Source organism: Nocardioides sp. LMS-CY, assembly GCF_018732145.1.
Lineage (GTDB): Bacteria > Actinomycetota > Actinomycetes > Propionibacteriales > Nocardioidaceae > Nocardioides > Nocardioides soli.
On the sequence record NZ_CP076104.1, the window covers coordinates 3,316,430 to 3,342,283 of the forward strand.

General features: G+C 69.6%; 24 protein-coding genes. 12 read left to right on the plus strand and 12 right to left on the minus strand.

Features of this window, described 5'->3' with window-relative positions; translation table 11 throughout:
* Window positions 1-24: 24 nt before the first annotated feature.
* Complete coding sequence (locus tag KM427_RS15845) at window positions 25-597, minus strand: GNAT family N-acetyltransferase (protein WP_215524495.1); 573 nt, start codon at window positions 595-597, stop codon at window positions 25-27.
* A gap of 138 nt (window positions 598-735) precedes the next feature.
* On the opposite strand from KM427_RS15845, the gene KM427_RS15850 reads away from it, so the two are divergent.
* The 5 genes from KM427_RS15850 to qcrB all read left to right on the plus strand — a co-directional run bounded on the left by KM427_RS15850 (window position 736) and on the right by qcrB (window position 5,216).
* Window positions 736-1,077 carry a hypothetical protein gene (locus tag KM427_RS15850; RefSeq protein ID WP_215524496.1) on the plus strand — a complete coding sequence of 114 codons (342 nt, stop codon included), beginning with the start codon at window positions 736-738 and terminating at the stop codon, window positions 1,075-1,077.
* A gap of 74 nt (window positions 1,078-1,151) precedes the next feature.
* Complete coding sequence (locus tag KM427_RS15855; RefSeq protein WP_215524497.1) at window positions 1,152-2,006, plus strand: alpha/beta fold hydrolase; 855 nt, start codon at window positions 1,152-1,154, stop codon at window positions 2,004-2,006.
* Window positions 2,007-2,045: 39 nt separating this feature from the next.
* The gene (locus KM427_RS15860; RefSeq protein WP_215524498.1) at window positions 2,046-2,993 is read left to right on the plus strand and encodes an alpha/beta hydrolase; all 948 of its coding nucleotides are present in this window, start codon (window positions 2,046-2,048) and stop codon (window positions 2,991-2,993) included.
* A 27-nt stretch (window positions 2,994-3,020) separates the two neighbouring features.
* Complete coding sequence (locus tag KM427_RS15865; protein ID WP_215524499.1) at window positions 3,021-3,758, plus strand: alpha/beta fold hydrolase; 738 nt, start codon at window positions 3,021-3,023, stop codon at window positions 3,756-3,758.
* A gap of 66 nt (window positions 3,759-3,824) precedes the next feature.
* Entirely contained in the window at window positions 3,825-5,216 is a 1,392-nt protein-coding gene (gene qcrB, locus KM427_RS15870; RefSeq protein WP_215524500.1) for a cytochrome bc1 complex cytochrome b subunit, read from the plus strand.
* 147 nt (window positions 5,217-5,363) lie between these two features.
* Here qcrB and KM427_RS15875 read toward each other — a convergent pair whose 3' ends face one another.
* Genes KM427_RS15875 through KM427_RS15890 form a run of 4 tightly spaced genes read right to left on the minus strand, consistent with a single transcriptional unit; the run spans window position 5,364 to window position 9,637 of the window.
* Entirely contained in the window at window positions 5,364-6,383 is a 1,020-nt protein-coding gene (locus KM427_RS15875) for an NADPH:quinone reductase (RefSeq protein ID WP_215524501.1), read from the minus strand.
* Window positions 6,358-7,710, minus strand: coding sequence for an NAD(P)/FAD-dependent oxidoreductase (locus KM427_RS15880; RefSeq protein WP_215524502.1), 1,353 nt, complete (start codon window positions 7,708-7,710; stop codon window positions 6,358-6,360). Before KM427_RS15880 ends, KM427_RS15875 begins: the two co-directional genes overlap by 26 nt.
* A complete protein-coding gene (locus KM427_RS15885; RefSeq protein WP_215524503.1) occupies window positions 7,707-8,885 on the minus strand; it encodes a low temperature requirement protein A in 1,179 nt (392 codons plus the stop codon). The genes KM427_RS15880 and KM427_RS15885 overlap by 4 nt, the downstream gene beginning before the upstream one ends.
* A gap of 2 nt (window positions 8,886-8,887) precedes the next feature.
* Window positions 8,888-9,637, minus strand: a complete 750-nt coding sequence (locus tag KM427_RS15890; RefSeq protein WP_215524504.1) for an SDR family oxidoreductase — start codon at window positions 9,635-9,637, stop codon at window positions 8,888-8,890.
* Window positions 9,638-9,935: 298 nt separating this feature from the next.
* Between KM427_RS15890 and KM427_RS15895 the strand changes: the two genes are divergently transcribed.
* The 3 genes from KM427_RS15895 (at window position 9,936) to KM427_RS15905 (ending at window position 12,216) form a co-directional block, all read left to right on the plus strand.
* Window positions 9,936-10,709, plus strand: a complete 774-nt coding sequence (locus KM427_RS15895; protein ID WP_215524505.1) for an SDR family oxidoreductase — start codon at window positions 9,936-9,938, stop codon at window positions 10,707-10,709.
* Window positions 10,669-11,316 carry a redoxin domain-containing protein gene (locus KM427_RS15900; protein ID WP_215524506.1) on the plus strand — a complete coding sequence of 216 codons (648 nt, stop codon included), beginning with the start codon at window positions 10,669-10,671 and terminating at the stop codon, window positions 11,314-11,316. The genes KM427_RS15895 and KM427_RS15900 overlap by 41 nt, the downstream gene beginning before the upstream one ends.
* 540 nt (window positions 11,317-11,856) lie before the next feature.
* Complete coding sequence (locus KM427_RS15905; protein WP_215524507.1) at window positions 11,857-12,216, plus strand: hypothetical protein; 360 nt, start codon at window positions 11,857-11,859, stop codon at window positions 12,214-12,216.
* On the opposite strand, the gene KM427_RS15910 is transcribed toward KM427_RS15905, so the two are convergent.
* Window positions 12,201-13,655: an IS1182 family transposase gene (locus KM427_RS15910; RefSeq protein ID WP_215524508.1), complete on the minus strand. Its 1,455-nt coding sequence runs from the start codon at window positions 13,653-13,655 to the stop codon at window positions 12,201-12,203. The two genes, KM427_RS15905 and KM427_RS15910, sit on opposite strands and share 16 nt — an antisense overlap.
* Window positions 13,656-13,773: 118 nt before the next feature.
* Window positions 13,774-15,075: an ISL3 family transposase gene (locus KM427_RS15915; RefSeq protein WP_215524509.1), complete on the minus strand. Its 1,302-nt coding sequence runs from the start codon at window positions 15,073-15,075 to the stop codon at window positions 13,774-13,776.
* Between the two features lie 127 nt (window positions 15,076-15,202).
* Between KM427_RS15915 and KM427_RS15920 the strand changes: the two genes are divergently transcribed.
* On the plus strand, window positions 15,203-15,355 hold the full coding sequence (locus tag KM427_RS15920; RefSeq protein ID WP_215524510.1) for a hypothetical protein: 153 nt from the start codon (window positions 15,203-15,205) through the stop codon (window positions 15,353-15,355).
* Window positions 15,356-15,696: 341 nt separating this feature from the next.
* Here KM427_RS15920 and KM427_RS15925 read toward each other — a convergent pair whose 3' ends face one another.
* The 4 genes from KM427_RS15925 to KM427_RS15940 are packed head-to-tail and all read right to left on the minus strand — an operon-like array spanning window position 15,697 to window position 19,670.
* Window positions 15,697-15,957 carry a hypothetical protein gene (locus KM427_RS15925; protein WP_215524511.1) on the minus strand — a complete coding sequence of 87 codons (261 nt, stop codon included), beginning with the start codon at window positions 15,955-15,957 and terminating at the stop codon, window positions 15,697-15,699.
* Window positions 15,950-16,228, minus strand: coding sequence for a hypothetical protein (locus KM427_RS15930; RefSeq protein WP_215524512.1), 279 nt, complete (start codon window positions 16,226-16,228; stop codon window positions 15,950-15,952). Before KM427_RS15930 ends, KM427_RS15925 begins: the two co-directional genes overlap by 8 nt.
* A complete protein-coding gene (locus tag KM427_RS15935) occupies window positions 16,225-17,493 on the minus strand; it encodes a dihydrolipoamide acetyltransferase family protein (protein ID WP_215524513.1) in 1,269 nt (422 codons plus the stop codon). The genes KM427_RS15930 and KM427_RS15935 overlap by 4 nt, the downstream gene beginning before the upstream one ends.
* The gene (locus KM427_RS15940; protein ID WP_215524514.1) at window positions 17,493-19,670 is read right to left on the minus strand and encodes an alpha-ketoacid dehydrogenase subunit alpha/beta; all 2,178 of its coding nucleotides are present in this window, start codon (window positions 19,668-19,670) and stop codon (window positions 17,493-17,495) included. Before KM427_RS15940 ends, KM427_RS15935 begins: the two co-directional genes overlap by 1 nt.
* Window positions 19,671-19,773: 103 nt before the next feature.
* Here KM427_RS15940 and KM427_RS15945 point away from each other — a divergent pair, with 103 nt between their 5' ends.
* From KM427_RS15945 to KM427_RS15955, 3 genes are all read left to right on the plus strand, one after another.
* Window positions 19,774-21,234, plus strand: a complete 1,461-nt coding sequence (locus tag KM427_RS15945; protein ID WP_215524515.1) for an NAD-dependent succinate-semialdehyde dehydrogenase — start codon at window positions 19,774-19,776, stop codon at window positions 21,232-21,234.
* 5 nt (window positions 21,235-21,239) lie between these two features.
* Window positions 21,240-22,637 carry a dihydrolipoyl dehydrogenase gene (gene lpdA, locus KM427_RS15950; RefSeq protein ID WP_502887137.1) on the plus strand — a complete coding sequence of 466 codons (1,398 nt, stop codon included), beginning with the start codon at window positions 21,240-21,242 and terminating at the stop codon, window positions 22,635-22,637.
* Window positions 22,638-22,856: 219 nt separating this feature from the next.
* Window positions 22,857-23,462, plus strand: coding sequence for a formate dehydrogenase accessory sulfurtransferase FdhD (locus tag KM427_RS15955; protein WP_252275415.1), 606 nt, complete (start codon window positions 22,857-22,859; stop codon window positions 23,460-23,462).
* A 20-nt stretch (window positions 23,463-23,482) separates the two neighbouring features.
* Here the strand turns inward: KM427_RS15955 and KM427_RS15960 are convergent, their stop codons facing one another.
* Complete coding sequence (locus KM427_RS15960; RefSeq protein ID WP_215524516.1) at window positions 23,483-25,741, minus strand: FdhF/YdeP family oxidoreductase; 2,259 nt, start codon at window positions 25,739-25,741, stop codon at window positions 23,483-23,485.
* Window positions 25,742-25,854: the final 113 nt, after the last annotated feature.

Sequence of the window (25,854 nt, forward strand, 5' to 3'; positions counted from 1 at the left end):
CCGGACCATGCCGCACGTGGGCCGTCAGGCCTCGTCCTCGTAGTCCAGGTCGCCGTGCCGGATCCGGTACACCTGGTAGCGTCCGCCCCCGTCGAGATGTCCCAGCTCGGTCACCCACTCCATCCCGATCCGCTCGGCCGTCGACCGGGCGCGAACATTGCCGGGCTGGACAAGCGCGAACACCTCGACCGCACCCCTTTCGTGGATGGCCCAGCGGACCAGGGCGTCTCCGGCTTCGGTGGCATAGCCGCGCCCGCGAGCCTCGGCCGCGAGTGCCCACCCGATGGCCAGGCTCTCGGTCCCGGGCGCGTGGTCCAGGACCATCGCCCCGACCACCACCGACGTGCTGCTATCGGCGACGGCCCAGTGGCCGATGCACCCGGTGCTGGTCAGATCGTCGGTGCGCCACTGCTGCAGGCGAAGGCGCATCTCACCGGCGGTCATCGGCAGGTCCGCAGGTGCCAACCAGCGCCGCACGGCCGGGTCCGCGTAGATCGCCAGCGCCGCATCGGCATCGGACACCTGCCAGGGTCGCAGCACCAGACGAGCGGTCTCGATGACCCGGGACATGCTGACCACCTTCGGCTCGGGCTTCACTGCCTGACTCTCCGACCGGGTGACCGAGCCATCTGTGACGGGCAGCTGTGACGGGCATCTGCGACGGGCAGGGTGCCATGTCACGAGCGCCTCGACGACTCGGTCGGCGTTGTGACCTGACCGACGGAGGTGATGGGCGTGACCGAGGTCCTGCTGGCCTGCACGAACTGCGACGAGGAGATCGCCGTGGACATGGATGCCGCGATCCTCCGAATGGACGCCGAGCCACGCGCCGACGCGGAGTTGCTCTTCTGCTGCCCGGCCTGCGGACGTCCAGGGCTGCGCCGAGTCGTCGGCGAACTGCTCACCCTGCTCCTCCTCGTCGGCGTCCAGCCCCTGCGGCTGAGCGAGCCAACGCTCGCCGACGCCGACCGAGCCCCCACGGGCCCGCCGCTGACCTACGACGACCTCCTTACCTGGCACGAACAGCTGACCAGCGTCAGAACCGTTCGGCCATGGGAGCGCCCACGGAGCGCGTGACTGTCACGCGCCGGGTCGGTGCTCGGTCGTCCTACCCGTCCACATCAGTCCCTTCCCGAGAAAAGGACGTCACCATGACCCCCACCGCCCGTGCCGCCCGGCGCAACGCGCGCCGCCGCCGTCTCCGCGCCGCGCTCCTCGTCGGCGCCCTCACACTCGGCACCGCCACGGTCCCCACCGCCGCGGAGGCCCGCGGGACCGAGCGCGGCGGCGACAAGCCGACGATCGTGTTGGTGCACGGCGCCTGGGCCGACGCCTCCAGTTGGAGTCGTGTCGTACGGCGACTGCAGAGCGACGGCTACCCGGTCCTCGCGCCCGCGAACCCGCTGCGCTCCCTCGCCTCGGACTCGGCCTACCTCGACGCGATCCTCGAGACCATCGACGGACCGATCGTGCTCGTCGGCCACTCCTACGGCGCGAGCGTCATCACCAACGCCGCGACCGGCGACCCCGACGTGCGAGCACTCGTCTTCGTCAACGGCTCGGTGCCAGCGGAGGGCGAGACCGTCGCGGAGCTCGCCGGCCCCAAGTCGGCGCTGTCGGTGCCCGACCCGACCACGATCTTCGACTTCGTGCCGGCGCAGCTGCCGCCGACCCCGGAGAGCGACGTCTACCTGAAGAGGTCGACGTTCCTGAAGTCGTTCGCCACCGGACTCGGTCGCGCAAAGGCCCAGACGCTCTGGGCGACCCAGCGCCCGGTCACCCTCGGCTCTCTCAACGAAGCGTCGGGCACGCCGGCCTGGGACACGATCCCGAGCTGGTACCTGATCGGCACCAAGGACCTGGTCATCCCCGCCACGGCGCAGCACGAGATGGCTGTCAAGGCGGGATCGACCATCGCCCGCTTCAAGGCTGGCCACCTCGGCCTGATCAGCGACCCCGTGGCCGTCACGCGGGTCATCACCGCCGCCGTCCGCGCCACCCGCTGACGACCACACACCAGCCATCCAGCATCTGAAGGAGTCCCCATGAGCAAGAACCACCTGGAGCCCGAAGCGCAGGCGATCGCCGACGCCACCGCGAACCCGCCGTACTTCTACGAGATGACGCCCGAGCAGGCCCGCAAGGTCCTCGACGACGTGCAGTTGCAGCCGATCGACAAGCCGGACGTGGACGAGAAGTGGGTCACCGTCCCGGCCGAGGTCGGGGACGTTCGTGTCCGAATCGTCACGCCCGTGGTGAGCACGGAGCCGCTGCCCGTGATCCTCTACATCCACGGCGGCGGCTGGGTCCTGGGCAACGCCCAGACCCACGACCGTCTGGTTCGCGACCTGGCGACCGGTGTCGACGCCGCCGTCGTGTTCGTCGAGTACGACCGCTCCCCCGAGGCCCGCTACCCGGTCGCGATCGAGCAGGCCTACGCCACCGCCCGGTGGGTCACCGCGCACGGCGCCGACGAGGGTCTCGACCCGTCCCGGCTCGCGGTGGCCGGGGACTCGGTCGGCGGCAACATGGCCGCGGCCGTCGCGATCATGGCCAAGCAGCGCGGCGACGTGACGTTCTGCCACCAGTCGCTGTACTACCCGGTCACCGACGCCGCGCAGGACACCGACAGCTACGTCGAGTTCGCCGACGGGCCGTTCCTGCTCGCCAAGTCCATGGCCTGGTTCTGGGACGCCTACTTGCCCGACCAGGACCGGCGCGGCGAGATCACCGCTTCCCCGCTGCGCGCGACGCTCGAGGAGCTCGCCGGGCTGCCCGAGGCATTCGTCGTCGTCGACGAGAACGACGTCCTGCGCGACGAGGGCGAGGCCTACGCGCGTCGCCTCCTCGAGGCCGGCGTGCGCACCACGTCGGTTCGCTACAACGCGACGATCCACGACTTCATGATGCTCAACCCGCTCCGGCCGTCGGCCGCCAGCACGGGCGCCATCGAGCAGGCCGTCCACGTCCTCCGCAAGGCCTTCGCGGCCTGATCGATCCCACGAAAGAGAGAGCACACCATGTCCGAGCAGTCCCCCGTCGTCGTCCTCGTGCACGGCGCCTTCGCCGAGTCCTCGAGCTGGAACGGCGTGATCGAGCGACTCCACGCCAACGGAGTCGATGCCGTGGCCGTCGCCAACCCGCTCCACGGCGTGCGCAACGACGCGACGTACGTGCGCGACGTGATCGCCGGTCTCGGCCGGCCCGTCCTGCTGGTCGGCCACTCCTACGGCGGCATCGTCATCACCGGCGCTGCCGGGGCGGCGAACCCCGCCGTCGTCGGCCTCGTCTACGTCGCGGCCTTCGCCCCCGACGAGAACGAGAGCGCCTTCGACCTCTCGACCCGCAAGCCGGGCAGCACGCTGGGCGACGCGCTCACCGCCTACCCGGTCAGCACCGGCGGCAACGAGCTCGCCATCCGACTCGACGCCTTCCACCAGCAGTTCTGCGCCGACCTGCCCGCGAAGACCGCCGGGCTGATGGCAAGGACCCAGCGACCGGTCACCGAGCACGCCCTCCAAGAGGGCCTGCCGACCGACCAGCCCGGCTGGCAGACCTCGCCGAGTTGGTTCGTGATCGCCACCGAGGACCGCAACATCCCGGCCGCGGAGCTGCGCGACGAGGCCGCGCGGGCCGGCGCTCGCGGCGTTCGGGAGATCGCGGGTGCCTCACACGCCGTCGGTGTCTCCCACCCCGACGAGGTCACCGAGGTGATCTTCGAGGCGCTCGCCGCCTGCACCGCCGCCGACGCAGCCTGACCGATCCGCGGGTGGGCCGACCAGCCCACCCGCGGAAGGTCGTCGTCACGACCAGAGGAACCGACCATGCGACTGCGATCCGCCGACCGACTCGCCAACCGTGCCATTCCCCTGCACTGGACCCTGCTGCTCGGCGTCATCTCGCTGAGCTGCCTGGTCATCCTGGCCGTGACCGGCGTCATCCTGCTCTACTTCTTCAACCCGTCGAACGACCCGATCCGCTACGACGGGAGCTACCCGTTGCTCCAGGGTGTCCCCGTCTCGGAGGCCTATGCGAGCACGCTCCACATCTCGCTGGAGGTTCCCGGTGGGATGCTCGTGCGTCAGACGCACCACTGGGCCGCACTCGTGCTCCCTGCCTCACTCGTGCTGCAGATGCTGAGCACCTTCTTCACGGGTGGCTTCCGGCGGCCTCGACAGTGGAGCTGGGTGCTCCTGTCGTTCACGTTCCTGCTCGCCCTGGCCGGAGGCTGGAGCGGCTACGGCCTCCCCGACGACATGCTCGCCGGCACCGGTCTGCGGATCGCCCAGAGCATCCTCCTCGGCATCCCGGTGGTCGGCACGCACGCGTCGTTCCTGCTGCTCGGCGGGGAGTTCCCCGGGAAGGTCATCGAGCGCATGTACTGGCTGCACGTCGCGGTCGTCCCGGGCCTCCTCCTCGCGGTGCTCGCGCTCCGCTTCCGGCTCGCTGTCCGCCGGCTACCGGCCCAGTTCCCAGGCCCCGGCCGGTCCGATCAGAACGTCGTCGGACTGCCGCTCGCCGCGGTGGTGGTGCGCGGACTCGGCCTGTTCCTCGTCACCAGCGGCGTCCTCGTCCTGCTCGGCGGCACGGTCGCCATCAACCCGCTGTGGAAGTACGGGCCATCCTCGGCCGGTCACGCCTCCGCCGGCAGCCAGCCCGACTGGTACACCGGGTTCCTCGACGGCGCGCTCCGGCTGGTCCCCTCCGGGTGGGAGGTGAGCGCCCTCGGCGGCACCGTGCCACTCGGGGTGCTGGTCCCCCAGGCCGTGGTGGGAGCCTTTCTCGCCACGGTAGTGCTGTGGCCCTTTCTCGAGGCTCGCGCCACACGCGACCGCCGCGAGCACCACCTGCTCGACCGCCCACGGGAGCACCCGGTCCGTACGCCCCTGGGCGTCGCGGGGATCGTCTTCTTCCTCATCCTGTGGGGCGCGGGTGCCACCGATCTAGTCACGACGCAGCTGAGCATCGCCTTCGAGCACCAGGTGCTCGCACTGCGCTCCCTGTTGGTGCTCGGACCGCTCGTCGCGTTCCAGGTCGCCAGGTGGATCTGCGTCGGCCTGGTCGCCCACGAGCGTGAGGTTGCGGCACATGGGTTCGAGACCGGACGGATCGTGCGCGCACCGGACGGTGCCTACTCCGAGATCCACGCTCCCCTCGACGCCGATCACCGCGTCGTGGTCGAGCACGAGCTCATCGAGCACGATCGGGTGGCGTGACCGTGATGGACCTGACGACCTGCCCCGAGTGCGGCCGCCCCGCGGAGCTGGAGTGGCGCGACGTCCTCGAGAGCACCGACGGCCCAATCGAGCACGCCCGCATCCGGTGCGTCCAGCGTCACTGGTTCCTGCTGCCGATCGCCGACCTCAGTCGAGCGACGGCACCAGGACCAGCCGCACACCGCGGACCTCACCACGTTCGACCCGAAGGTGCGCGGTCGCGGCGTCGCTCAGCGGAAGGACCTCGATGGGGCCTGCGTCGAGGACACCCTCGGCGACCAGCTGGTTGACCCGGCGCGCCGCAGAGGCCAGATCGGAGACCGAGGCGTTGCTGATCGCGAACCCGACGATGCGGATGTCGCGCGTGTAGAGCGGACCGACCGGCAGGACCGGACGGGCGTTGATGCCGGCCATCGCCACGATCCGCCCACGGCACGCCATCAGCGCCAGGGCCCTTGCGAGGTCGTGACGACCCGACGTGTCCAGGTGCACGTCGACACCGTCGGGGACGGCCTCGGCAAGCGTGCGAGCAACGTCAGGGTCGCGATAGTCCGCGACGATGTCGGCGCCGAGCTCCCGGCACGCATCGACGTCCCCACCGCCCGCGGTGGCGACCACCCGGGCTCCGGCACAATCGGCCAGGACGGTCGCCGCCCGGCCGACGTGCCCCGCCGCCCCGGCCACGAGCACCGTGTCACCGCTACGCATATCACCGTGCACGTGCAGCGCGAGGTACGCCGTTGCCGCCGGGTGCACCACCGCCACCAGGGCCACGGGGTCCACCCCGGCGGGCGCACGGTAGAGACGGTCGGCGCCTACGACGGCATACTCGGCCGCGGCACCCTGCCGACCATCGTGGCCCAGGCTGTTCGACCACACCCGATCGCCGATCCGGAAGCTGGACACTCCCGGCCCGCTGGCCACCACCGTGCCCACCAGGTCGCGGCCGACCACGAAAGGGAACGGCAACGGCGTCGGGTATGCCCCGCTGCGCACGAACGTGTCGACCGGGTTGACCGCGACGGCCTCCACGCGCACGAGGAGGTCACCCGGTCCCGGCTCAGGGACCGGCAGGTCCCCGTATCGGATCTCGTCGGCAGGACCACGACGTTCGATGAATGCGGCTCGCACACGCCCTCCCTCACGCCAGACGGCGCTGCCCAGCATCCTCCCGAAACGCCGCGCGCGGTTGCTGGACGGTCTGAAGCGACGCGATGTCGCGGCCCAGAACGAGCCCGCCGAGCCATCCGATGGACACCCGGAGCTTGCGCTCCCAGGTCGGGACGGCGAGCACGTGGTAGCCCCGGTGCACGACCCAGGCCGGGAAGCCGGTGATCGTGACCGGGCCGGACTGGAAGATGCCGTGCCCGAGGCCCAGGGTGGCGATGACGCCGAGACTGCGGTGGCGATAGTCCCGCGGCCGTCGTCCGCGGAGAGTGGCGACGAGGTTCGTGGCCAGCCGCTTCCCCTGGCGGACGGCGTGCTGCGCGTTGGGCACCGTGTAGGCACCGCGCTCGCGAGCCAGGTCAGGGACCGCTGCGTCGTCACCGGCTGCCCAGGCATGGTCGACGGGGTCCTCGACAGTGCCCACCCGGAGATCCGGCCGGACCACGACCAGACCGCGGTCGTCGATCGGCAGATCGGTGTGCCGGGCGATCACCGGGTTGGCTGTGATGCCGGCGGTCCACACCACCAGTCCCGACTCGAACGTCTCACCCGTCGACAGCGTCACGTTCCCCCCGACCAGCGACGTCACCGTGGTACGCAGGTGGACGAGCGCACCGCGCCGCTCCAGGTGCCGACGCACCCACTCCCGGGCGCGCGGCCCGACCTCGGGCAGGAGGTGGTCGCCCGCATCGACGAGGTGGAAGGTCACCTCGTCCCGGGAGAGCTCCGGATGTGACCGGATCAGCGCGTGCGCGAGGCTCAGCACCTCGGCGAAGCCCTCGACACCCGCGAACCCACCGCCGATGAAGGTGACTGTGAGTCGCCGACTCCGCGCCGCCCCCGGAGGCAGGCTGGCCGCCTCGTCGAACGCCGTCAAGACGGCATCGCGGATCGCGACTGCCTCCTCGATGCGCTTCAGGCCAATGGCGGCGTCCGCGACTCCCGGCACCGGGTGCACGCGCGTGACCGCGCCCGCGGTGACGACCACCTCGTCGTACCCGATCGTGGTGGTCGATCCGTCGACCAGCCGGACCGTCACGGTGCGCGAGCCGTGGTCGATGGAGGTGGCGCGGCCGCTGACGACCTCGGTACGGCGCAGGTGCCTGCGCAGCGGGACGACCGCGTGTCGCGCTTCGATCGAGCCGGCAGCGACCTCGGGGAGGAAGGGCTGATAGGTCATGTACGGCGCAGGATCGATGACCGTCACCGATGCCTCGCCGCGACGCAGCCGCCTCTCGAGACCCCACGCCGTGTAGAAGCCGGCGTACCCGCCGCCGACGACGACGATGCGCTTCGTGCTGACGTGTTTGGCGCTGATGGTCTTCATGCCCAACTCCTCGATCGTGCGGGAACGGTGAGGTCGACCGTCACGGCGGCGGCCACGGTCACGGCCACCAGGAACACCCCGATGGCCAGGCCGAGCTGAGCGGCGCCGGCCGTGATCGACCCGAGCAGGAGCAGTGCGAGCACCGTCACCGGACGGAGTCGGGCCGATCCGTCCTCCACGCGCAGCAGCTCCACCATCACGATCACGATCGCGACAGGGAGCGCTACCGCCGCGACCGCGCCGCGTGCAGCAAGGTGAGCGTGAGCTCCGGAGCTCACCACCACCGCGACCTCGAGACCAGCGCCGAGGGCAGCGAGCGCGGCAAAGGTGAGGTAATGGCCATAGCCCCAGACGAAGGACCACTGTCGGTGAGCCTCCAGACCGGCACCGGCCGGCACGGCGAAGTAGAGCCACCAGAGCGCGGCGACGATCGCCAGGCTCGAGACGGACACCGCGACGAGCTCGAGGTCCGCGGCATGCTCTACGACGGCCACGACGGCGGTCGTGGAGGCGAAGACGCTCTCACCGAGCAGAATGATCGTGAACAGCGCGTAGCGCTCCGCGATGTGGTGCGGATGCCAACTGGTCGGACTGTGCCGCTCGGCCCAGACCGGCACCATCAGCTCGAGGACGACCAGGACGAGGAAGGTCGCGACCGCCGCGTGCTCGCCGAAGGCGAGCCGAGCCAGCCAGAGCACCTCGAGCGTCGCCACGCCGCCGGCGTACCGCACCGACGCCACGCGGCCCTCCGGGTGCTGCACCGCTGCCCGGATCCAGAGGCCGAGCAAACCGGCGCGCATGATGAGGTAGCCGAGCGTCACCGCGGTGTAATCGCCATGGTCGAAGGCTCGCCCGGTGCCGGCCGCGAGCACCAGCACGCCACCCATCTGGACGAAGGCCGTCAGGCGGTAGGGCACATCGTCGCAGTCGTAGGCCGAGGCGAACCAGGTGAAGTTCATCCAGGCCCACCAGATCGCGAAGAACGTCATCAGGAACGGCGCGACGGCCGACGGCGCGTGGCCGTCGACCGTCGCATGTGCGAGCCGGGCGGCGAGTTGGGCGATCGCGGTGACGAACGTGAGGTCGAAGAGCAGCTCCAGCGGGGTCGCGGTCCTGTTGGCCTCGTCGATCGTCCGGGCGCCCATCACGCGGCGCCGCCCAGCTCCGGTACGCATGGTCAGCGGGCGTTCGCCGCAACCCAGGCGTCGTACGTCGTCTCGCCGAGCAGGGCGTCCGGGCCTGGCACCAGGCTCTGGTCGTCGATCTCGGTGCCGAAGTACTTCGCGTGCGGGTCGGACACCACGACACGCGGGTCTCCGGTCCGTTCCAGAGCGCCGGCGACGAACTCGCTCATGCGGAACTTCTCGGGTCCGCCGACCTCGACGACGCCGTCGACCGGTGCGCCGACGGCCTGGCGACCCACGGCCGCGGCGACGTCGTCGGAGGACATGGGCTGGAAGTACGCGGGCGGGAGGTGGACCTGCCCGTTGACGGTGGCGGCGTCGGCGATCGACTTCCCGAACTCGAAGAACTGTGTGGCGCGCACAATGCAGTGCGGGATGCCGGACCCGGCGATGAGCTTCTCCTGGGCGACCTTGGCACGCAGGTACCCGCTGTCGGGCAGCCGGTCACACCCGACCACCGAGAGCGCGACGTAGTGACCGACGCCGGCCTTCTTCGCGGCCTCGATCAGGTTGCCGGTGGAGGTGGTGAAGAAGTCCAGCACGTCGTCGTCGGCGAACGATGGGGAGTTGGAGACGTCGACCACGACGTCCGCGCCGGCGATCGCCTCGTCGACACCCTCGTTGGTGATAGTGTTGCAGCCGGTCTGCGGCGCGGCCGGGACGGCCTCGTGGCCGTGAGCGCTGAGCTTCTCGATGACCTTGGAGCCGATCAGCCCCGTGCCACCGATGACGACGACCTTCATGGGAACACCTCTCTGGTTGGAAGTCCGTGATGCAGCACGTTCGACCGCGCAGCCGTGGCGCATGTGACAGCAGGCGGGCGGAGGAGGGTGACGAGCGGGTCCAGTCGCTCTCTGCTTCCGGCCTGACGGACACATCTCGGTCCGCCCCGGTGAAACCCGGTGAGTCCCGTCCTTACCTGCGACTCGACCTTCGCTCCGCCGTCCCCACCGACCGGGCAGCGTCCTCGGGTGTGACGTCACGCCGGAGCTTCCGGTCCGGTCGAAGGCTGCATCAACGTTCTAGCGAGAGGAAGACGCCATGCACGTCGTCGTGGTCGGCGGGACCGGACTGATCGGTTCCCGGGTGGTCAACCGACTGAGGGACCACGGGGCGGACGTTACCGTCGGCTCGCTGCGGACAGGCATCGACGCCTACAGCGGCCGCGGCCTTGTCGACCTCTTCGGGGGAGCGGACGTCGTCGTCGACGCCACCAACATGAACCGGCCGGCGTACGACTACGAGCAGGCCCACGACTTCTTCGAGACCTGCACCCGCAACGTGCTGTTCGCCGAGCACGAGACTGGCGTGCAGCACCACGTCGGCGTCTCGATCATCGGCGCGCCGAGCATCGACAGCGAGTTCTTCCGCGGAAAGGCCGCGCAGGAACGCCTGGTGACCGAGGCGCCCACGCCCCACACCCTGCTCCGCACCACGATGCTGCATGAGTTCGTCCCCCGGCTCGTCGACCACGTCGCCACCACGCACCTCGTCCGCCTTCCGCCGGTCCGGGTGCAGCCCGTCGCAGCAGACGACGTCGCCGCCGAGATCGTCCGGCTGGCCCTCGGAGCGCCGCTGAACGGCGCGTTCGAGTTCGCAGGCCCAGAGGTCCATTTCCTCGATGAGCTGGCGCGCCAGATGCTCGCGGGAGCCGGCGACCTGCGACCGGTCGAGGCCGACCACGCTGCGTTCTACCTGGGCGCTCGACTTGAGCCTGGCACCGATGCACTGCTGCCCGCCTGGCGGACCACCACCAGGACGTTCGAGGAGTGGCGTGCGACCACGCTCGAGCGAAGCCACCGGACACACGTCTGAAGACATCGAGGAAATCACCATGCATCCCGCACTGACGCCCGGGGGAACCTTCCCGGACTACGAACTGCCTGACCACGTCGGCACCCGACGCAGACTCAGCGACATCCAGGGCCTCGACCCGATGATCCTCACCCTCGCGCGCGGCGGCTACTGCCCGAAGGAGCACCAACAACACCTCGACCTCGCAGCCTTCTATCCGAAGATCGCGGTCGCCTACACGAAGGTCGCAACCATCACGCCGGACAAGCTGCGGGGCACTCAGGAGTTCCACGACGCGGTCGGTGCGCAGTGGCCGTTCCTTTCCGACCCGCACCGAGTCGTGCAGCGCGATCTCGGCATCGCGGAGTACACCGATCCCATCGACGACCCGATGCTCCCTTACACCCTCGTGCTCAAGCCCGGGCTGATCGTCCACTCGGTCTACAACGGCTACTGGTTCTGGGGTCGGCCATCTACCACCGACCTGTGGCACGACCTACGCGAGGTGACTCGGGAGATCCGACCCGACTGGGACCTCACTGCGCCGGGCTTGCGAGAACAGTGGGACGCCGGGGAACGCGAGCCGTTCTACGGCTGGGCAGGCCGCGCCGACAGCACCGCCCAATGAGCAACGGCCAGCGGCCAACGTGACAGATCCCGTCACCGCCATCAACTCGGCAGTCATCACCGAATCGATCCGGTCGGACTAGGAGGAGTGAATCATGTGGGACATCCCGGAAGCCACCACCCATCTGCACCTGTCACACGATCCGCCGTGCCCCCGATGCGGGCACCCGAGCCACACCTACCTGCCGTGCAGCGAGACCTGCGGTTGCATCCCACCCGCCGCACGCGGCTCGCTGGCCGCCGCCGCATGAGGGCATTCGGCATCCATCGTTCCGGTTCGGGACAAGACGTCTCCTGCCGACAGCGGCAGTCCGAGGCGTCGCGTCCGCGTCGCGGCCTTGTTCGGCTCAGATCGGAGCCATCGCCGCGCCTAATGACAGCGGACTTGAACTCGACGAACATGGTTCCGCCGAACGGGGCCGAGCTGCGTACCGAATGCACCCCAACGGCTCATCGGACGACCATTCCGCAGGTCAGCAGCCATAAGTGAACCGTCACGGCTTTGATGCCGCTCCTGTATGATTCGCAGGAGGATGAGCGCATGCCGAAGAAGATCGATGCTGCGTCGAAGGAACGCGCGTTGAGGATGTTTGCCGACCACCGGTCGGACTACCCCTCTGACACGGCGCTGGCCCAGGCGGTGGCCACCAAGCTAGGCATCGGGCGCGAGACCGCCGACGGTGGCTGGTCCAGGCGGACGTCAATGCTGGTGCCCGACCCGGTGCGACAAGTGATGAGCAGGCCGAGATCAAACGGCTCAAAGGCCGAGTTGAAGAAGCTGCGTGAGGACGACGAAATCCTCAAGGCGGGAGGCTGTCGCACGAATGTTCGGCGGGGTTCGGGTCCCGGGGAGATAGCCCCTGGACGGGCCTGGGGCCTGGCCCCTCAGGCGAGCCGGTAGACCTTGAGCAGGTTGTGGGTGGCGCAGATCAGCTTCCACTCGCTGTCCGCGGCGCTCAGGCCGCGGCGGGAGATGGTTCGGATCCCTCGGTTGTGTTTGATCTGGGCGAAGACGGGCTCGATGCTCGGTGCTCTCCTCTTGTAGGTCCTGCGGCCACGTGGGGTGTCGAGCTTCGCAATCATCGTGGTGGTCAGCGGGTCCGGATCACCGGTGCGGCGGCGGCGTAGGAGCTGGTTGACCCTGGCCCGGGTGACCCCGAGCCGCTCGGAGGCTTCCAGGGTGTCGATCTCCTTGGCCTCGACACGGTCGAGGATCTCGGCACGGGCCTGCTCAGCCTCGGCGATCTTCTTCAGCTGTCGGGCACGTCCAGGCGCGATGAACGACTCCACGCCCCTCATGCCGACATTCTCGACACTCCAGTAGCCGGCGTCAGCGACGACCCTGCGGACCCGGCGCCTCTCCCCGGCAGCCTTCAGGTTCGTCTTCGCTGCGGTGATCATCGGCGCGTACGCGGGTGCGTCCATCGCGATGTTGGTGACCTCAGCAGCGACCACGAACTGATCGGTGGTCGCGACCGCCTGGGCGTTGTAGCCCTGCAGGTACCCCTCCTTGGTCTTGAGCAGGCGACTGTCCGGATCGGTGAGGTTGGCCTGCCGTCGCGACTTGTGGGTCGCCGATCCCGGGGTGGGTCGGCGACCACGGATCGGCTTGCCCGTGGCCGCCTCCTGCTCGGCACGGCGGGCCAGGTGTGCCTCGTAGGACTTCTCCGCAGCCTCGGCCTCGAGTTCGTCGAGCAGCGCCCGCAACCGGGCACGTCGACCACCGCGGCCACGAAGACCAGCACCACCACTGTCGGGACCGTCGTTCATGTCATGCCCCGCAGCGACTGCCTCGGCATCCTCGACAGCATCGGTCGTCTCGGCCTCGGCCAAGATCTCCTCGGCGAGCTCCCGGCCGATCTGCTCCGCGGTCCGGCTCGCGTCACGCGAGGCGTTGGCGCTCAGCTTGGTGCCATCGATCGCGACCAGCCCGGGCCGCAGCAGCCTCGTGCGAGCGCACACAGCGAGGATCTGCCCGAACAGCCCGGCGATCACGGTTTCGTGGTTGGCGCGGAACCGCGCGATCGTGGCGTGGTCGGGCTGCTGGTTGGCCGCGACCACCCGGAAGGCCACGTCCTCGGCCAGCCGCTTCTCGATCTTGCGGCTGGACCGCTCACCCACGCAGTAGGCGTAGACAAGCAGCGCGAGCATCATCTGAGGGTCGTAGGCCGCGCCCCCTCGACCGTCGGTCCGGTAGGACGTCAAGAACGCCGAGATATCCAACTCGGCGACAACATCGATCACGAACCACGCCAGATGGTCATCAGGAAGCCACTCCGCCACCGAGGGCGGCATCAGCAGCAGTTGCTCACGATCGACCGGGCTGAAGTTGTAGGCCACGAGTCAAGTATTTCGACTCCCGGCTCGGAGAGGGCTCGCGCAACGCGGCAACACCACGCCGATTCGTGCGACAGCCTCGCGGCCACGGTTTTTCTGGCTCTTGTGACTGATCCGTGGGTCATCGGCCGGGCAGGACGGGGCGGTGCCCGCCGAGGTTGAGCATGGCCAGGGCGATGAGTGCTTCGGGCGATTTGAACCCGAACGCGAGGCGGGCAATGAGTCGGATCTTGGTGTTGACCGATTCGATGAGCCCGTTGGACAGGCCGTGTTCGATCGCGGCGAGGATCTCGGCGCGGTAGTGGACGATGCGTGCTTGGAGTCTGACGAACGACTCGATGCGGCATCGTCGGGCCCAGGCGATCCATCGGTCCAGCGCCTCGGCGGCGTCCGCGGCAGGCAGTTTGAAGATCGTCCGTAGGCCCTCCTTGAGGAGGTAGGCCCGGTAGAGCCGGGGATCGGTCTTCGCGATCCATTCCAGCTTCACTCGCTGGTGGTCGGTGAGGTTCTCCGGGTTCTTCCATAGCGCGAAACGCGCGTGCTTGAGCATCCGGGCGGGTCCGGTAGCGACGGTGAGGCTCCTGCCTCCTCCCCAGCCGTGCGTCCTGGTGTGGCCGGCACGCCGAACTTGGTTCCAGGCGTCGCGGCGCACCGCGTCGAGGGCGTCGGTTGCCCAGCCGACTACGCGGAACGGGTCGGCGCACCGAATCGCTTGGGGACATCGCTTACCGACCACGTCGGCGATCCAGTCAGCGCCATCTGCAGTGACGTGGGTGATCTGGGCACATCGACCTTCGCCGGATTCCTCGAGCGCGTCGAAGAATCGGTGGAGTGTCGCGCGGTCCCTGCCCGGGCTGGCCCACACCAGGCGGCCACTGTCGTGATCGACGACCACGGTCAGATACTTGTGGTTGCGCTTGTAGGAGATCCCATCGATCCCGATGCGTCGCAACCCGGCGAAGGCGTCAATCCCGGCAGCGGTCTCGCCCCGCACTCGCGTGATGATCGCTCCGACGGTCCTCCAGGCGATACGCATCAGCTGGGTGATCGCAGACTTCGAACATTGCGTGGCCAGCCAGGCAACCTGCTGATCGAACCGATGAGTGTGTCCGGCGCCATGTCTGGCCCACGGGACCTGCCGCACAGTCGGCCCGTGGGTCGCGCAGTTCACCCGTGGAGCGTCTGCCTCCAAGAAGACCTGCATCGTGCCCAGGTCCAGACCGCGCCAACGGCGCCGGCCTTCACCGCGGTCATACCACCCAGCTCGTGATCCACAACTCCCGCAGCGGCCGCTCCGCGCTCGCCGCGGTCGGACATGGACCACGACGACCTCGGAGACCTCGGAGACCTCGTCGAAGTCGACGTCCTCGATGACGGTGTTCTCGACGCCCAACAGGTCGCGCCATAGGCTGGCGTTTCGCACGCCATTCTCCGCTCAGCAGTTTCTGAACCTAGACAAGCCAGAAACGTAGACCAGGAACGGCGTGTGGCCGTTCAGGCACGATCAACCACCCACGGAAGCGTCACAAGAGCCACAACTTGGCGCGGGGATGGCCGGACTCTCCGCAGGCTCGGTGTACTCGCCCTTCAACGACAAGGACGAGCTCGTCGAGCTGGTCACCGCACGTGATCGGCGACCGGCCGAGCAGCTGAACGCCGATCTCGACGGGGCGCGCACGCCACGCGAGATCACCGAGTGGTGACTGGCGGGACTGACGCCCGACGAGGTCCCCTCTTGGCGTCGTGGTGGCAGATCTGGGGCGAGGCAGCGTCGGACCCAGGGATCAGAGCCGCCGTCGAGAACCAGACCTGGGGGTCGAGGATGCCTTCGCCACCGCGGTCGCACGCTGGCTGAGCGCATCGAGCGGCGACACCATCACGGCACTGGCCGCGGCACTGGCCACGTCACGGTCGCTGCTCCCGGTGCGCAAGGGCGACATCCTCCGATCAGCCACCCTCAGGCGGCAGGACGTTTCATCCACCCTCGACGGGATCGGCCTCCTGCACCCGCGTCTGACTGAGTCCCGGCCTGCTGCTCCCGGCCTCACTCGCCACGAGCCAGGGCCAGGCCAACCGCCTGGACCACGGTGGATCGCTTCGTCCCGGACTGGGTCGCGACGAGCTCGGTGAGGACGGCTACGACCTGAAGCAGGCCGGCGGCCAAGTCCTCGAAGCCGCCAGCGAGCTCCTGACCCGCCTCCACGACCGTCGCCGCGAAGAGGTCGGCTCCGCCCGCGACCTCCTCGTTGCCGACGAGCGCGGCATAGACACGCATGGCCGCCTCGACCGACTGCCGGCTAGGCATGGTCCTCCCCCACACCGCCGGATCCGCGCGCATGGTGTCGTTGACCCAGGGCGACTCCGAACGTCGCGTTCCCCCAGGGCACCAGGAACGTCAGAAGCAGCTTGACCACGACAGCGACGCTGAGACCGGTCGTTGCGAGCTGTCCGCCGAAGTTCACCACGGCCAGCGTCGTACCGACGACCAGTGCCGCAGCACAGGTCCGCTTGAGCGACTGCCTGCCGACGGCACCTCGCAAGGCGGCCGGCCACGACACGGTCGACACCTCGCTCACACCGTCAATCGCGACGGCACGTCGATCACGGCCAGGAACTCGCGCATCCACGATGCCGCCACTGCGCCGTCGACCGGGCGATGGTCGACCGAGAGGGTGAACGACATCTGCTTGCCCACTACGATCTTCCCGTCGCGGACCACCGGGCTGTCGAGCGCCGCCCCCACGGCCAGGATCGACGCGTGCGGCGGGTTGATGATCGCAGCGAACTCCTCGGTGCCGAACATGCCCAGGTTCGAGACGGTGATCGTGCCGCCCTGGAGATCCTGCGGTCGCAGCGTCCCTTCCCGGGCGCGGGTGACGGCTGCACGGGTCCGATCCGCAAGCGCGGAAAGGCTGAGGGAGTCGACGCCGCGGACCACCGGAGTCACCACGCCGTTGTCCGTGGCCACCGCGACCGCGACGTCCACCGTCTCGAAGCGCCGGACCGCGTCGTCGGTCCAGATGCAGTTCATCCCCGGTTCCCGGAGATGCGCCAGTGCCACCGCCTTCACGATCAGGTCGTTGAGTGAGATCTGCGCGCCGGTCTGCCGGAGCAGCCTCCGGCGCAGCTTGAGCAGGCCGGTCACGTCCGCGGTGCCCCGGACGTAGAAGTGGGGTGCCTCACGCTTGCTCTCTGTCAGCCGCGAGGCGATCGCACGTCGAAGGCGCGTATGCGGGACGTCCACGAATCCGGCCGACGGTGGGGTCGAGCTGGCGACCTGCTCGGCACGCTGCGGCTCGGCGGCCAGCGGCTCCGGCGACGGCGTACGCGCGGCCAGGGCAGAGGCGACGTCACGACGGACGATCCGTCCGTGCGGGCCCGATCCAGAGAGCTCCTCGAGGGACAGTCCCCCATCACGGGCCAGCTTGCGGGCCAACGGGCTCGCGAAGATCCGATCCGGCCGGACGGGCACCGGCGCTGGTGCGGGCGCGACCGGTTCGACCACCGGCTCGACCACCGGCTCGACCACCGGCTCCGTCTCCGGCTCGGTCTCCGGCTCGGTCTCCGGCTCGTCGCCGAGGTCTAATCCGGAGAGGTCCTCGCCCTGCTCGCCGAGAACCAGGATCGGTGCTCCGACAAGGACATCGGCGCCGTCCTCGACCACCAACCGCAGGACGAAGCCTGCGATCTCGGCCTCGATGTCGACCGTCGCCTTCGCCGTCTCCACGGTGGCGATCGGGTCGCCGGCCGAGACCTGGTCACCCTCCTTGACCAGCCACTCGGTCAGCACAGCGTCCGGGGTGTTCGCAGCCAGCTCCGGCATCCGGGTGATCGTGGCCATCAGTCCAGCACCACCTTCGTGAGCGCCGCCGCGACCTCTTCCGACCGGGCGATCGCCGCGCGCTCGAGGACCTTCGAGATGCTCGGGGACGCGATCCCCCCGGTCACGCGCTGCACGGGCTGGTCGAGCCAGTCGAACAGCTCGCGCTGGATCTCGTCGGCGAGCCAGGCGCCGTAGCCCGTGCCCAGCGAGCCCTGCTCGGCGATCAGCACGTTGTTCGTCTTCTGCACGCTGGCCCGCAGCGTCTCCCAGTCGAGGCTCGCCCGATCGAGCCACCGCAGGTCGATCACCTCAGCGTCGATCCCGGTGGCCTCGACCGCCTCGAGCACGTAGTCGGTCATCGCCAGGTAGGTGACGATCGTGATCGCCTCGCCCGGGCGTCGGACAGCCGCTCGGCCGACCGGCAGGCAGTAGTCCAGGTCGACAGCCGGCGCCTCGCCCTTCGACGCGTACAGGTCGACGTGCTCCAAGACGAGCACGGGATCCTTGCACCGCAGCGCGGCGTTCATCAGACCCACGTAGTCGAACGGCGTCGACGGCGCCACCACACGCCAACCAGCCGCGGTCGCAAACACACCGGCCGGATCCATCGAGTGCTGGGATCCGTAGCCCGTGCCCATCGCCACCTTGCTGCGCAACACCAGCGGCACGTCGTCGTCCCCGCCGAACATGTGCCGCGCCTTGCCGATCTGGTTGAACAGCTGGTCGGCCGCCACCCACATGAAGTCGGCGTACATGAACTCGACCACCGGCTTGTATCGGCCATCGAGGGCCAGCCCGCCCGCCAGGCCGGTGAACGCGTTCTCGCTGATCGGCGTCCCCAGGATCCGGTCGGGGAACTTGTCGACCAGGCCCTTGGTGGCGCCGTTCGTACCTCCAGCAAGGCGGTGCACGTCCTCCCCCATGACGACGATCGAGTCGTCCTCGCCCATCCGGCGAGCCATCACGTCCGCGACCACGTCGATGAAGCTCGCCTCGACGATGTCGCCGTCGAAGGTGTCCCGGTCGAGCACCCGGGCGTCGTCGAACTCGGACAGGTCGCCGCGGACACCCGTGTCGACGAAGGTCGGGTCGGGCCACTCGGCCGGCTTGATGCGGCGTACGCCGTCCTTGGCGTTCGGGTCCTGCTCGAGCAGCACCGCGCCGATCTCCGCCATCAGCGTCCGCGCGGCGGTCCGCACCGTCTCGATGGCCTCGACCGGGACGAGTTTGCGCCGGTCGAGCCAGGACGCGACCAGGTCGACCGGGTCGCGCTGCCTCCAGTGCGCCTCCTCGTCCTTGGTCCGGTAGCGGAACGCGCTCCCCGGGAACGGGCCGTTCTGGTGGAAGTAGCGGTAGACGTCTGCCTCGATCAGGGTGGGCCCCCCACCCGCGCGCATCAGGTCGACGGCGGCAGTCGTCGCGAGATGGACGGCCAGGGGGTCCATCCCGTCGACCTTCCAGCTCGGGATGCCGAAGCCGGGTCCGCGGGCCGAGAGCCGCGGTTCGCCGGTCACCTCGAACACGTTCGTCGAGACGGCGTACAGGTTGTTCTCGACAAAGAAGCAAAGCGGGAGCTTCCAGGCCGCAGCCAGGTTGAACGTCTCCAGGGTCGAGCCGATGTTGGCGGCACCGTCGCCGAAGTAGGTCACCGCTACGTCTCCCGTCCCCGCGCGGTGGTGCGCGAAGGCCGAGCCGGCCGCGAGCGGGACGCCACCCCCGACGATGGCATTGGTGCCGATCGCGCCCGCGTCCTTCCACTGCAGATGCATCGACCCACCACGCCCGTGGGAGAACCCACGGTCGAGCCCGCAGATCTCGGCCAGGGTGCGCAGCAGGAGGGTGCGCACCTCGTCCGCGAACGGCTGTTCGGGGTCTAGGCCACCGGGGCTCACATGACCTAACGCCTTGGCGAGGAACTGGTGATGGCCGCGGTGCGTCCCGTTCACCGTGTCGCCGACTCGGAGGGCGAGCCCCGAGCCCACCGCGCCGCCCTCCTGACCGATGCTCGAGTGCGCCGGGCCGTGGATCAGGCCCTGACCGGCGAGCTCGAGAACGTACTCCTCGAACACCCGGATGACGACCAGCTGCACGTACATCGTCCGCAACAGGTCGGGGTCGGCGGACAGCCAGTCGCGGTCACTCGTCCGCAGCTCCATCCACGGTGCCGCCGGGGCCAGCTTGTGGTTCTTCGACATTGATCTTCTCCTCGCACTCGTCAGCCAATGTGGCACAGATTGGATCCATTTGCAACGCTCGTCGTAGATGACAAGCCTTCACGTGTTGCCCTATCATGAAAAAATGGATCCACTTTATATCGACGCTACTGGTACTGCGATCCCCCGGCCCGGACTCGTCATCAACGGCGAGCGGGTGCTCACCGCGGCTCCCGTGCCGGTGTTCGACCCCGCCGACGGCCAGCCGTTCGCCGAGGTCCACATGGCCGGCGAGGCCGAGTGCTCCGCCGCTGTCGACGCCGCCGCCGGCGCCGCCGAGGAGTGGGCGGCGACCAGCCCCCGCGAGCGCTCCGAGATCCTGCGCCGCACCTTCGAGGCGATGATCGACCAGCACGAGGCGCTGGCCCGGCTCATCACCCGGGAGAACGGCAAGTCCCTCGCCGACGCCCGGGCGGAGGTCAGTTACGCAGCCGAGTTCTTCCGCTGGTTTGCCGAGGAGGCGGTGCGGATCGCGGGCGAGTTCCGGGTCGCGCCCGCTGGCGACAAGCGCATCATCGTGACCCAGCACCCGATCGGGCCGTCGCTGCTGGTCACACCCTGGAACTTCCCGGCGGCGATGGCGACCCGGAAGTGGGCGCCCGCACTCGCGGCCGGCTGCACGACCGTCCTCAAGCCCGCGTCGGAGACCCCACTCACTGCGCTCGCGCTGGCCGAGATCCTGCACAGCGCCGGCGTCCCGGCGGGCGTGGTCAACGTCATCCCTGCCTCGCCGGCCGGAAGTCGCGTGCGCGAGATGCTCCACGACACGCGGATCAAGAACCTGTCCTTCACGGGCTCCACCGAGGTCGGCGTCTCCCTCTTGCGCGAGGCCGCGGACCACGTGCTCCGGACCTCGATGGAGCTGGGCGGCAATGCGCCCTTCCTCGTTCTCGGCGACGCCGACCTGGACGCGGCGGTCGAGGGCGCGCTGGTGGCGAAGCTGCGCAACGGCGGAGCCGCGTGCACGGCCGCCAACCGCTTCTACGTGCACGCCTCGGTCGCACCGGAGTTCACCGCGCGTCTGTCGGCGGCGATGGAGCGCCTCCACGTCGGACCGGGCCTCGACCAGGGCAACGACATCGGCGCCCTGGTGTCCCGGACCGAGCGCGACAAGGTCGCGGCTCTCGTCGACATGGCGTCGGCGGCCGGGGCCCGCATCATCACCGGTGGGCAGGTGCCGGAGGGCCCCGGTGCCTTCTACCCTCCGACCGTGCTCGCCGGCCTGGCCCCGGACAGCGAGCTGCTGCGCAACGAGATCTTCGGGCCGGTGGCCCCGATCGTGTCGTTCGACACGGTCGACGACGCGGTCCGGATGGCGAACGACACGCCGTACGGCCTGATCAGCTACGTGTACGGCGGTGCCTTCGACGCCACCTTCGCCATCGCTGAGCGGCTCGAGTCCGGCATGGTCGCGATCAACCGGGGTGCACTGAGCGATCCCGCGGCCCCCTTCGGCGGGGTGAAGGAGAGCGGCATCGGTCGCGAGGGCGGCTTCGCCGGTATCCACGAGTTCCTCGAGTCCACGTACATCGCGGCGTCACTGTGACGCCCGTGACCACCGGAGGCCAGCACATGCTCGAGAAGACATTCGACGTCGTCGTCCTCGGCGGCGGGAGCGGCGGCTACGCCGCCGCCCTCCGCTCGGCGCAGCTCGGTCGCACCGTCGCCCTGATCGAGAAGGACAAGCTCGGCGGCACGTGCCTGCACCGCGGCTGCATCCCCACCAAGGCGCTGCTCCACGCCGGCGAGGTTGCAGACACGACCCGCGCGGCCAGCAGGTACGGCGTCGGCGCGGCCTTCACGGGCATCGACATGACGGGCGTACTCGGCTACCTGCAGGGCGTGGTCGAGAAGAACTGGAAGGGGCTCGACGGCCTGATCCGCAGCCGGGGCATCGAGGTCGTCGATGGGGTCGGACGGCTGGTCGGCCCCACGTCGGTTCGGGTGGGCGACACGGTCTACACGGGGACGGACGCGGTGCTGGCCACAGGCTCCCGCCCACGATCGCTCTCCGGCATCGGCGTCGACGGGGACCGGATCCTCACGAGCGAGCACGCACTGGCACTCACCGACCTGCCGGACTCAGCTGTCGTACTCGGTGGCGGAGTCATCGGCTGCGAGTTCGCCTCGGCCTGGCACTCGCTGGGAGTCGAGGTCACGGTCGTCGAGGCGCTGCCGCGGCTGGTCCCCCTGGAGGACGAGGCGAGCTCCCGGCTGCTGGAGCGCGCGTTCCGACGACGGGGGATCCAGACCCGCCTGGGCCTCCGGGTCGGCGGGGTCGACGCCGCGGCCGACGGTGTCCGCGTCACCCTGACGGACGGCACGGCCCTCGAGGCCGACGTCGTGCTGGTCGCCATCGGCCGGGAGGCCGTCGTCGACGACCTCGGCTACGAGCAGCAAGGGGTGCTGTTGGACCGTGGCACCGTCGTCGCCGACGAGTTCTGCCGCACCGCGGTTCCGCACCTCTACGCGGTCGGCGACCTGCTGCCCACGCTCCAACTGGCTCATGTGGGCTTCGCCGAGGGCATCCTGGCAGCCGAGCACGCCGCCGGGCTCGACGTGACGCCGATCGACTACCCGGGCGTGCCGCGGGTGACCTACTCCTCCCCCGAGGTCGCCTCGGTCGGACTCACCGAGACGCAGGCGCGGGAGCGGTACGGCGACGGGGTGGGGACCGTCAGCTACGACCTCTCCGGCAACGGGAAGAGTGCCATCCTCGGCACCCAGGGCGCGGTCAAGCTGGTCGCCGCACCCGACGGCACCGTCGTGGGCGCCCACATCGTCGGCGATCGGGTCGGCGAGCTCATCGCGGAGGCGCAGCTGATCGTCAACTGGCAGGCGGTCGCCGAGGACGTCGCGTCACTCGTCCATCCGCACCCGACCCAGGGTGAGGCGATCGGAGAGGCACACCTGCTGCTCGCCGGGCGGCCACTCCACGTGCACGAGTGACGACTGGAGAGCGACCGCATCGAGGCCCGACCACCAGGGTGCGGGTGCACGAGGTCACCGGCTCGGGGCGCTCGACGCGTCCCGACCGCATCGTCACCGAGGAGCCGCTCGAGGTCCGTCTCGAGTCGCCGGGCCGTCCCGCTGAACGGCTGTGGGTGACGATGCGGACCCCCCGGGCACGACTTCGAGCTGGCGGTCGGCTGGCTCCGTCACGAGGGAATCGTCGACCGGCCGTACGCCGTCGGCTTCTGCAGCGAAGCCGACCTCACCGCCGTGCAGCGGTACAACGTGGTCACCGTCGTGCTCGACCGGCCACCGCTGCGCCCACCGGCCCACCGACACGACGCCATCAGCGCGGGATCCTCGGCCTGCGGTGTCTGCGGTCATCACTCGATCAGGTCCGCGCTCGAGGTGCGACCCGCATCGAAGCGGGTCGACACGATCCCCGACGACGATCTGGTCCGCGAGCTCCCTGCCCTGCTGCGCGAGCAGCAGGGCGTCTTCGAGCGCACCGGCGGGGCGCACGCTGCCGGACTCTTCGACGCGACCGGGACGGCGCTGACGATCCGCGAGGACGTCGGCCGCCACAACGCCGTCGACAAGGTCACGGGGGCACGTGTGCTGGCCGGCCTGGACCCCGCGGCGACCTACTTGGTGGTGAGCGGGCGGGCGGGCTTCGAGCTGGTCCAGAAGGCGCTGGCGGTGGGTACGACGGCGCTGGTCTCCGTCGGCGCGCCGACCTCGCTGTCCGTCGCACTGGCCCGCGAGGGTGGGCTCGCGCTCTACGGGTTCACCTCGGCGCGACGCAGCGTCAGGTACAGCTGACGCGGGTCCGCCCGCAGGCGTCAGCTCCGCGCACGCAGCCGGACCACGACCCCCTTCGACACCGGGGTGTTGCTCTCCAGAGCGGTGTCATCGAGTGGCACCAGTGCGTTGGTCTCGGGGTAGTACGCCGCAGCACTGCCCCTCGGGGTGTCGTAGTCGACGACCCGGAAGTCCTCGGCGATCCTCTCGACGCCGTCGGACCACAGCCCCACCAGGTCCACCCGCTGCCCGTCGTCCAGCCCGAGGGCAGCGATGTCGTCTCGATGGACGAGGACGACTCGGCGTCCGTTCTCGATCCCGCGATACCGATCACTCAGGCCATAGACGGTGGTGTTGAACTGGTCATGGCTGCGCATCGTCTGGAGCAGCAGATGCCCGTCAGGGATCTGCAGGGCCTGCGCCGGTGAGACGGTGAACTCCGCCTTCCCGCTGACCGTGTCGAACGTACGCGAGTCGCGAGGGCCGTGGGGCAGCACGAAGCCACCGGGCCGTGAGGCGCGCTCGGCATACCGTTCGCAGCCTGGGACGACCCGGGAGATGTGATCCCGGATCCGGTCGTAGTCCGCAGCGAGCGCCGGCCAGTCGATGCCGTGCCGGTCACCGAGGGTCGCGTGTGCGATACCGGCGACGATCTCGGTCTCGGACTTCAGGTGCGGCCCCGCGGGCCGGAGCCGGCCCCGGGAGGCGTGCACGACCGACATCGAGTCCTCGACCGTGACGTACTGCTCTCCGCTCGCCTGCACGTCGCGCTCGGTCCGCCCCCGCGTCGGCAGGATCAGGGCCGTCTCCCCGGTCACCAGGTGGGAACGGTTGAGCTTCGTCGAGATGTGCACCGTCAGCGCGGCCCGGGACATCGCGGCGGACGTGACCGACGTGTCAGGCGATGCCTGTACGAAGTTGCCGCCGAGGCCGATGAAGACCGACGCGCGTCCGTCCCGCAGGGCCCGGATCGCATCGACCGTGTCCACACCGTGCCGGCGCGGCGGCTCGAAGCCGAACTCGGCGCCGAGGGCGTCCAGGAAGCTGTCCGGCATCCGCTCCCACACGCCCATCGTCCGGTCGCCCTGGACGTTCGAGTGTCCGCGGACCGGGCACAACCCCGCGCCCGGCTTGCCGATGTCACCCCGGACCAGAGCCAGGTTCACGACCTCCTTGATCGTCGCCACGGCGTTGCGGTGCTGGGTCAGCCCCATCGCCCAGCACCAGATCGTGGCGCTCGAACCGATGAGCAGGTCTCCGACGGTCCGGATCTCGACCTCGGTGAGGCCGGTGATCTTCTCCACCTGCGGCCAGTCGACCTCTCGGACGTGCTCGGCCCATTCGGCGAAGCCGTGGGTGTGCGCGTCCACGAAGTCGCGGTCGACCGCTCCCGCGGCGAGCACCAGCGCCGCCAGCGTCTGCAGCAGCACCAGGTCGCCGTTCGGACGGATCTGGAGGTACAGGTCGGCCATCGGTACGCCGCCGCCGATGACGCCGCGCGGACGCTGGGGGTTGCGGAAGTTGATCAGGCCCGCCTCGCGCAGCGGGTTGACCGCCACGATCTTCGCCCCGCGCCTCTTCGCCGCCTCGAGCGCGGAGAGCATGCGCGGATGATTGGTGCCGGGGTTCTGGCCCATCACGAAGATGAGGTCGGCCGCGTGCAGGTCGAGCAGCGACACACTCCCCTTGCCGATACCGATGCTCTCGGTGAGCGCGACCCCGGTGGACTCGTGACACATGTTGGAGCAGTCCGGCAGGTTGTTGGTGCCGAAGGCCCGCGCGAACAGCTGGTAGGCGAACGCGGCTTCGTTGGAGGCGCGACCAGAGGTGTAGAAGACGGCCTCATCCGGTGACGCGAGCGCGTTCAGGTGGTCGGCGACGACACGGAACGCCTCGTCCCAGGCGACTGCCTCGTAGGTCTCGGAGCCCGGACGCTTCAGCATCGGCTCGGTGATCCGGCCCTGCTGCCCCATCCAGTGCTCGTCGTGCCGGTCGAGCTCGGAGATCGGGTGCGCGGCGAAGAACTCGGGAGTCGCCCGGGCCCGGGTCGCCTCCTCGGCCACCGCCTTGGCGCCGTTCTCGCAGAACTCCGCCAGATGACGGTGCTCGGGATCCGGCCAGGCGCAGCTCATGCAGTCGAAGCCATCCACCTGGTTGAGCCGTGTGAGGGTCTTGACCGAGCGCGCCACGCCCATGTGTTGCTGCGCCCTGCTCAGGGACACGCGCACCCCGGTGATGCCGGCGGCGGCGCGCTTCGGCGCGTGCACCTCCAGCTCGGATTCGTCTGCCGTGCCGGTCATGGCTGTCCTCGTCATCGGTCTGGGATCGGCGGTGCGTCACCCGCTGGCGACGTACCTCTGTTCACTGAAGCTGAACCTGTGGTCCTACAGCTGCGCGGCGCGCTGCCGCGGCT

Coding starts and splice junctions, on each gene's coding strand:
- KM427_RS15935 (WP_215524513.1), bottom strand. CDS start 17,493: ATGGCCACGATCACCCGGATGCCGGAGCTGGCTGCGAACACCCCGGAC.
- KM427_RS15875 (WP_215524501.1), bottom strand. CDS start 6,383: ATGCTGGGCAGCGCCGTCTGGCGTGAGGGAGGGCGTGTGCGAGCCGCA.
- KM427_RS15945 (WP_215524515.1), top strand. CDS start 19,774: ATGGATCCACTTTATATCGACGCTACTGGTACTGCGATCCCCCGGCCC.
- KM427_RS15925 (WP_215524511.1), bottom strand. CDS start 15,957: ATGCCTAGCCGGCAGTCGGTCGAGGCGGCCATGCGTGTCTATGCCGCG.
- qcrB (WP_215524500.1), top strand. CDS start 3,825: ATGCGACTGCGATCCGCCGACCGACTCGCCAACCGTGCCATTCCCCTG.
- KM427_RS15940 (WP_215524514.1), bottom strand. CDS start 19,670: ATGTCGAAGAACCACAAGCTGGCCCCGGCGGCACCGTGGATGGAGCTG.
- KM427_RS15880 (WP_215524502.1), bottom strand. CDS start 7,710: ATGAAGACCATCAGCGCCAAACACGTCAGCACGAAGCGCATCGTCGTC.
- KM427_RS15905 (WP_215524507.1), top strand. CDS start 11,857: ATGCCGAAGAAGATCGATGCTGCGTCGAAGGAACGCGCGTTGAGGATG.
- KM427_RS15960 (WP_215524516.1), bottom strand. CDS start 25,741: ATGACCGGCACGGCAGACGAATCCGAGCTGGAGGTGCACGCGCCGAAG.
- KM427_RS15860 (WP_215524498.1), top strand. CDS start 2,046: ATGAGCAAGAACCACCTGGAGCCCGAAGCGCAGGCGATCGCCGACGCC.
- KM427_RS15895 (WP_215524505.1), top strand. CDS start 9,936: ATGCACGTCGTCGTGGTCGGCGGGACCGGACTGATCGGTTCCCGGGTG.
- KM427_RS15855 (WP_215524497.1), top strand. CDS start 1,152: ATGACCCCCACCGCCCGTGCCGCCCGGCGCAACGCGCGCCGCCGCCGT.
- KM427_RS15885 (WP_215524503.1), bottom strand. CDS start 8,885: ATGCGTACCGGAGCTGGGCGGCGCCGCGTGATGGGCGCCCGGACGATC.
- KM427_RS15890 (WP_215524504.1), bottom strand. CDS start 9,637: ATGAAGGTCGTCGTCATCGGTGGCACGGGGCTGATCGGCTCCAAGGTC.
- KM427_RS15920 (WP_215524510.1), top strand. CDS start 15,203: ATGGCCGGACTCTCCGCAGGCTCGGTGTACTCGCCCTTCAACGACAAG.
- KM427_RS15865 (WP_215524499.1), top strand. CDS start 3,021: ATGTCCGAGCAGTCCCCCGTCGTCGTCCTCGTGCACGGCGCCTTCGCC.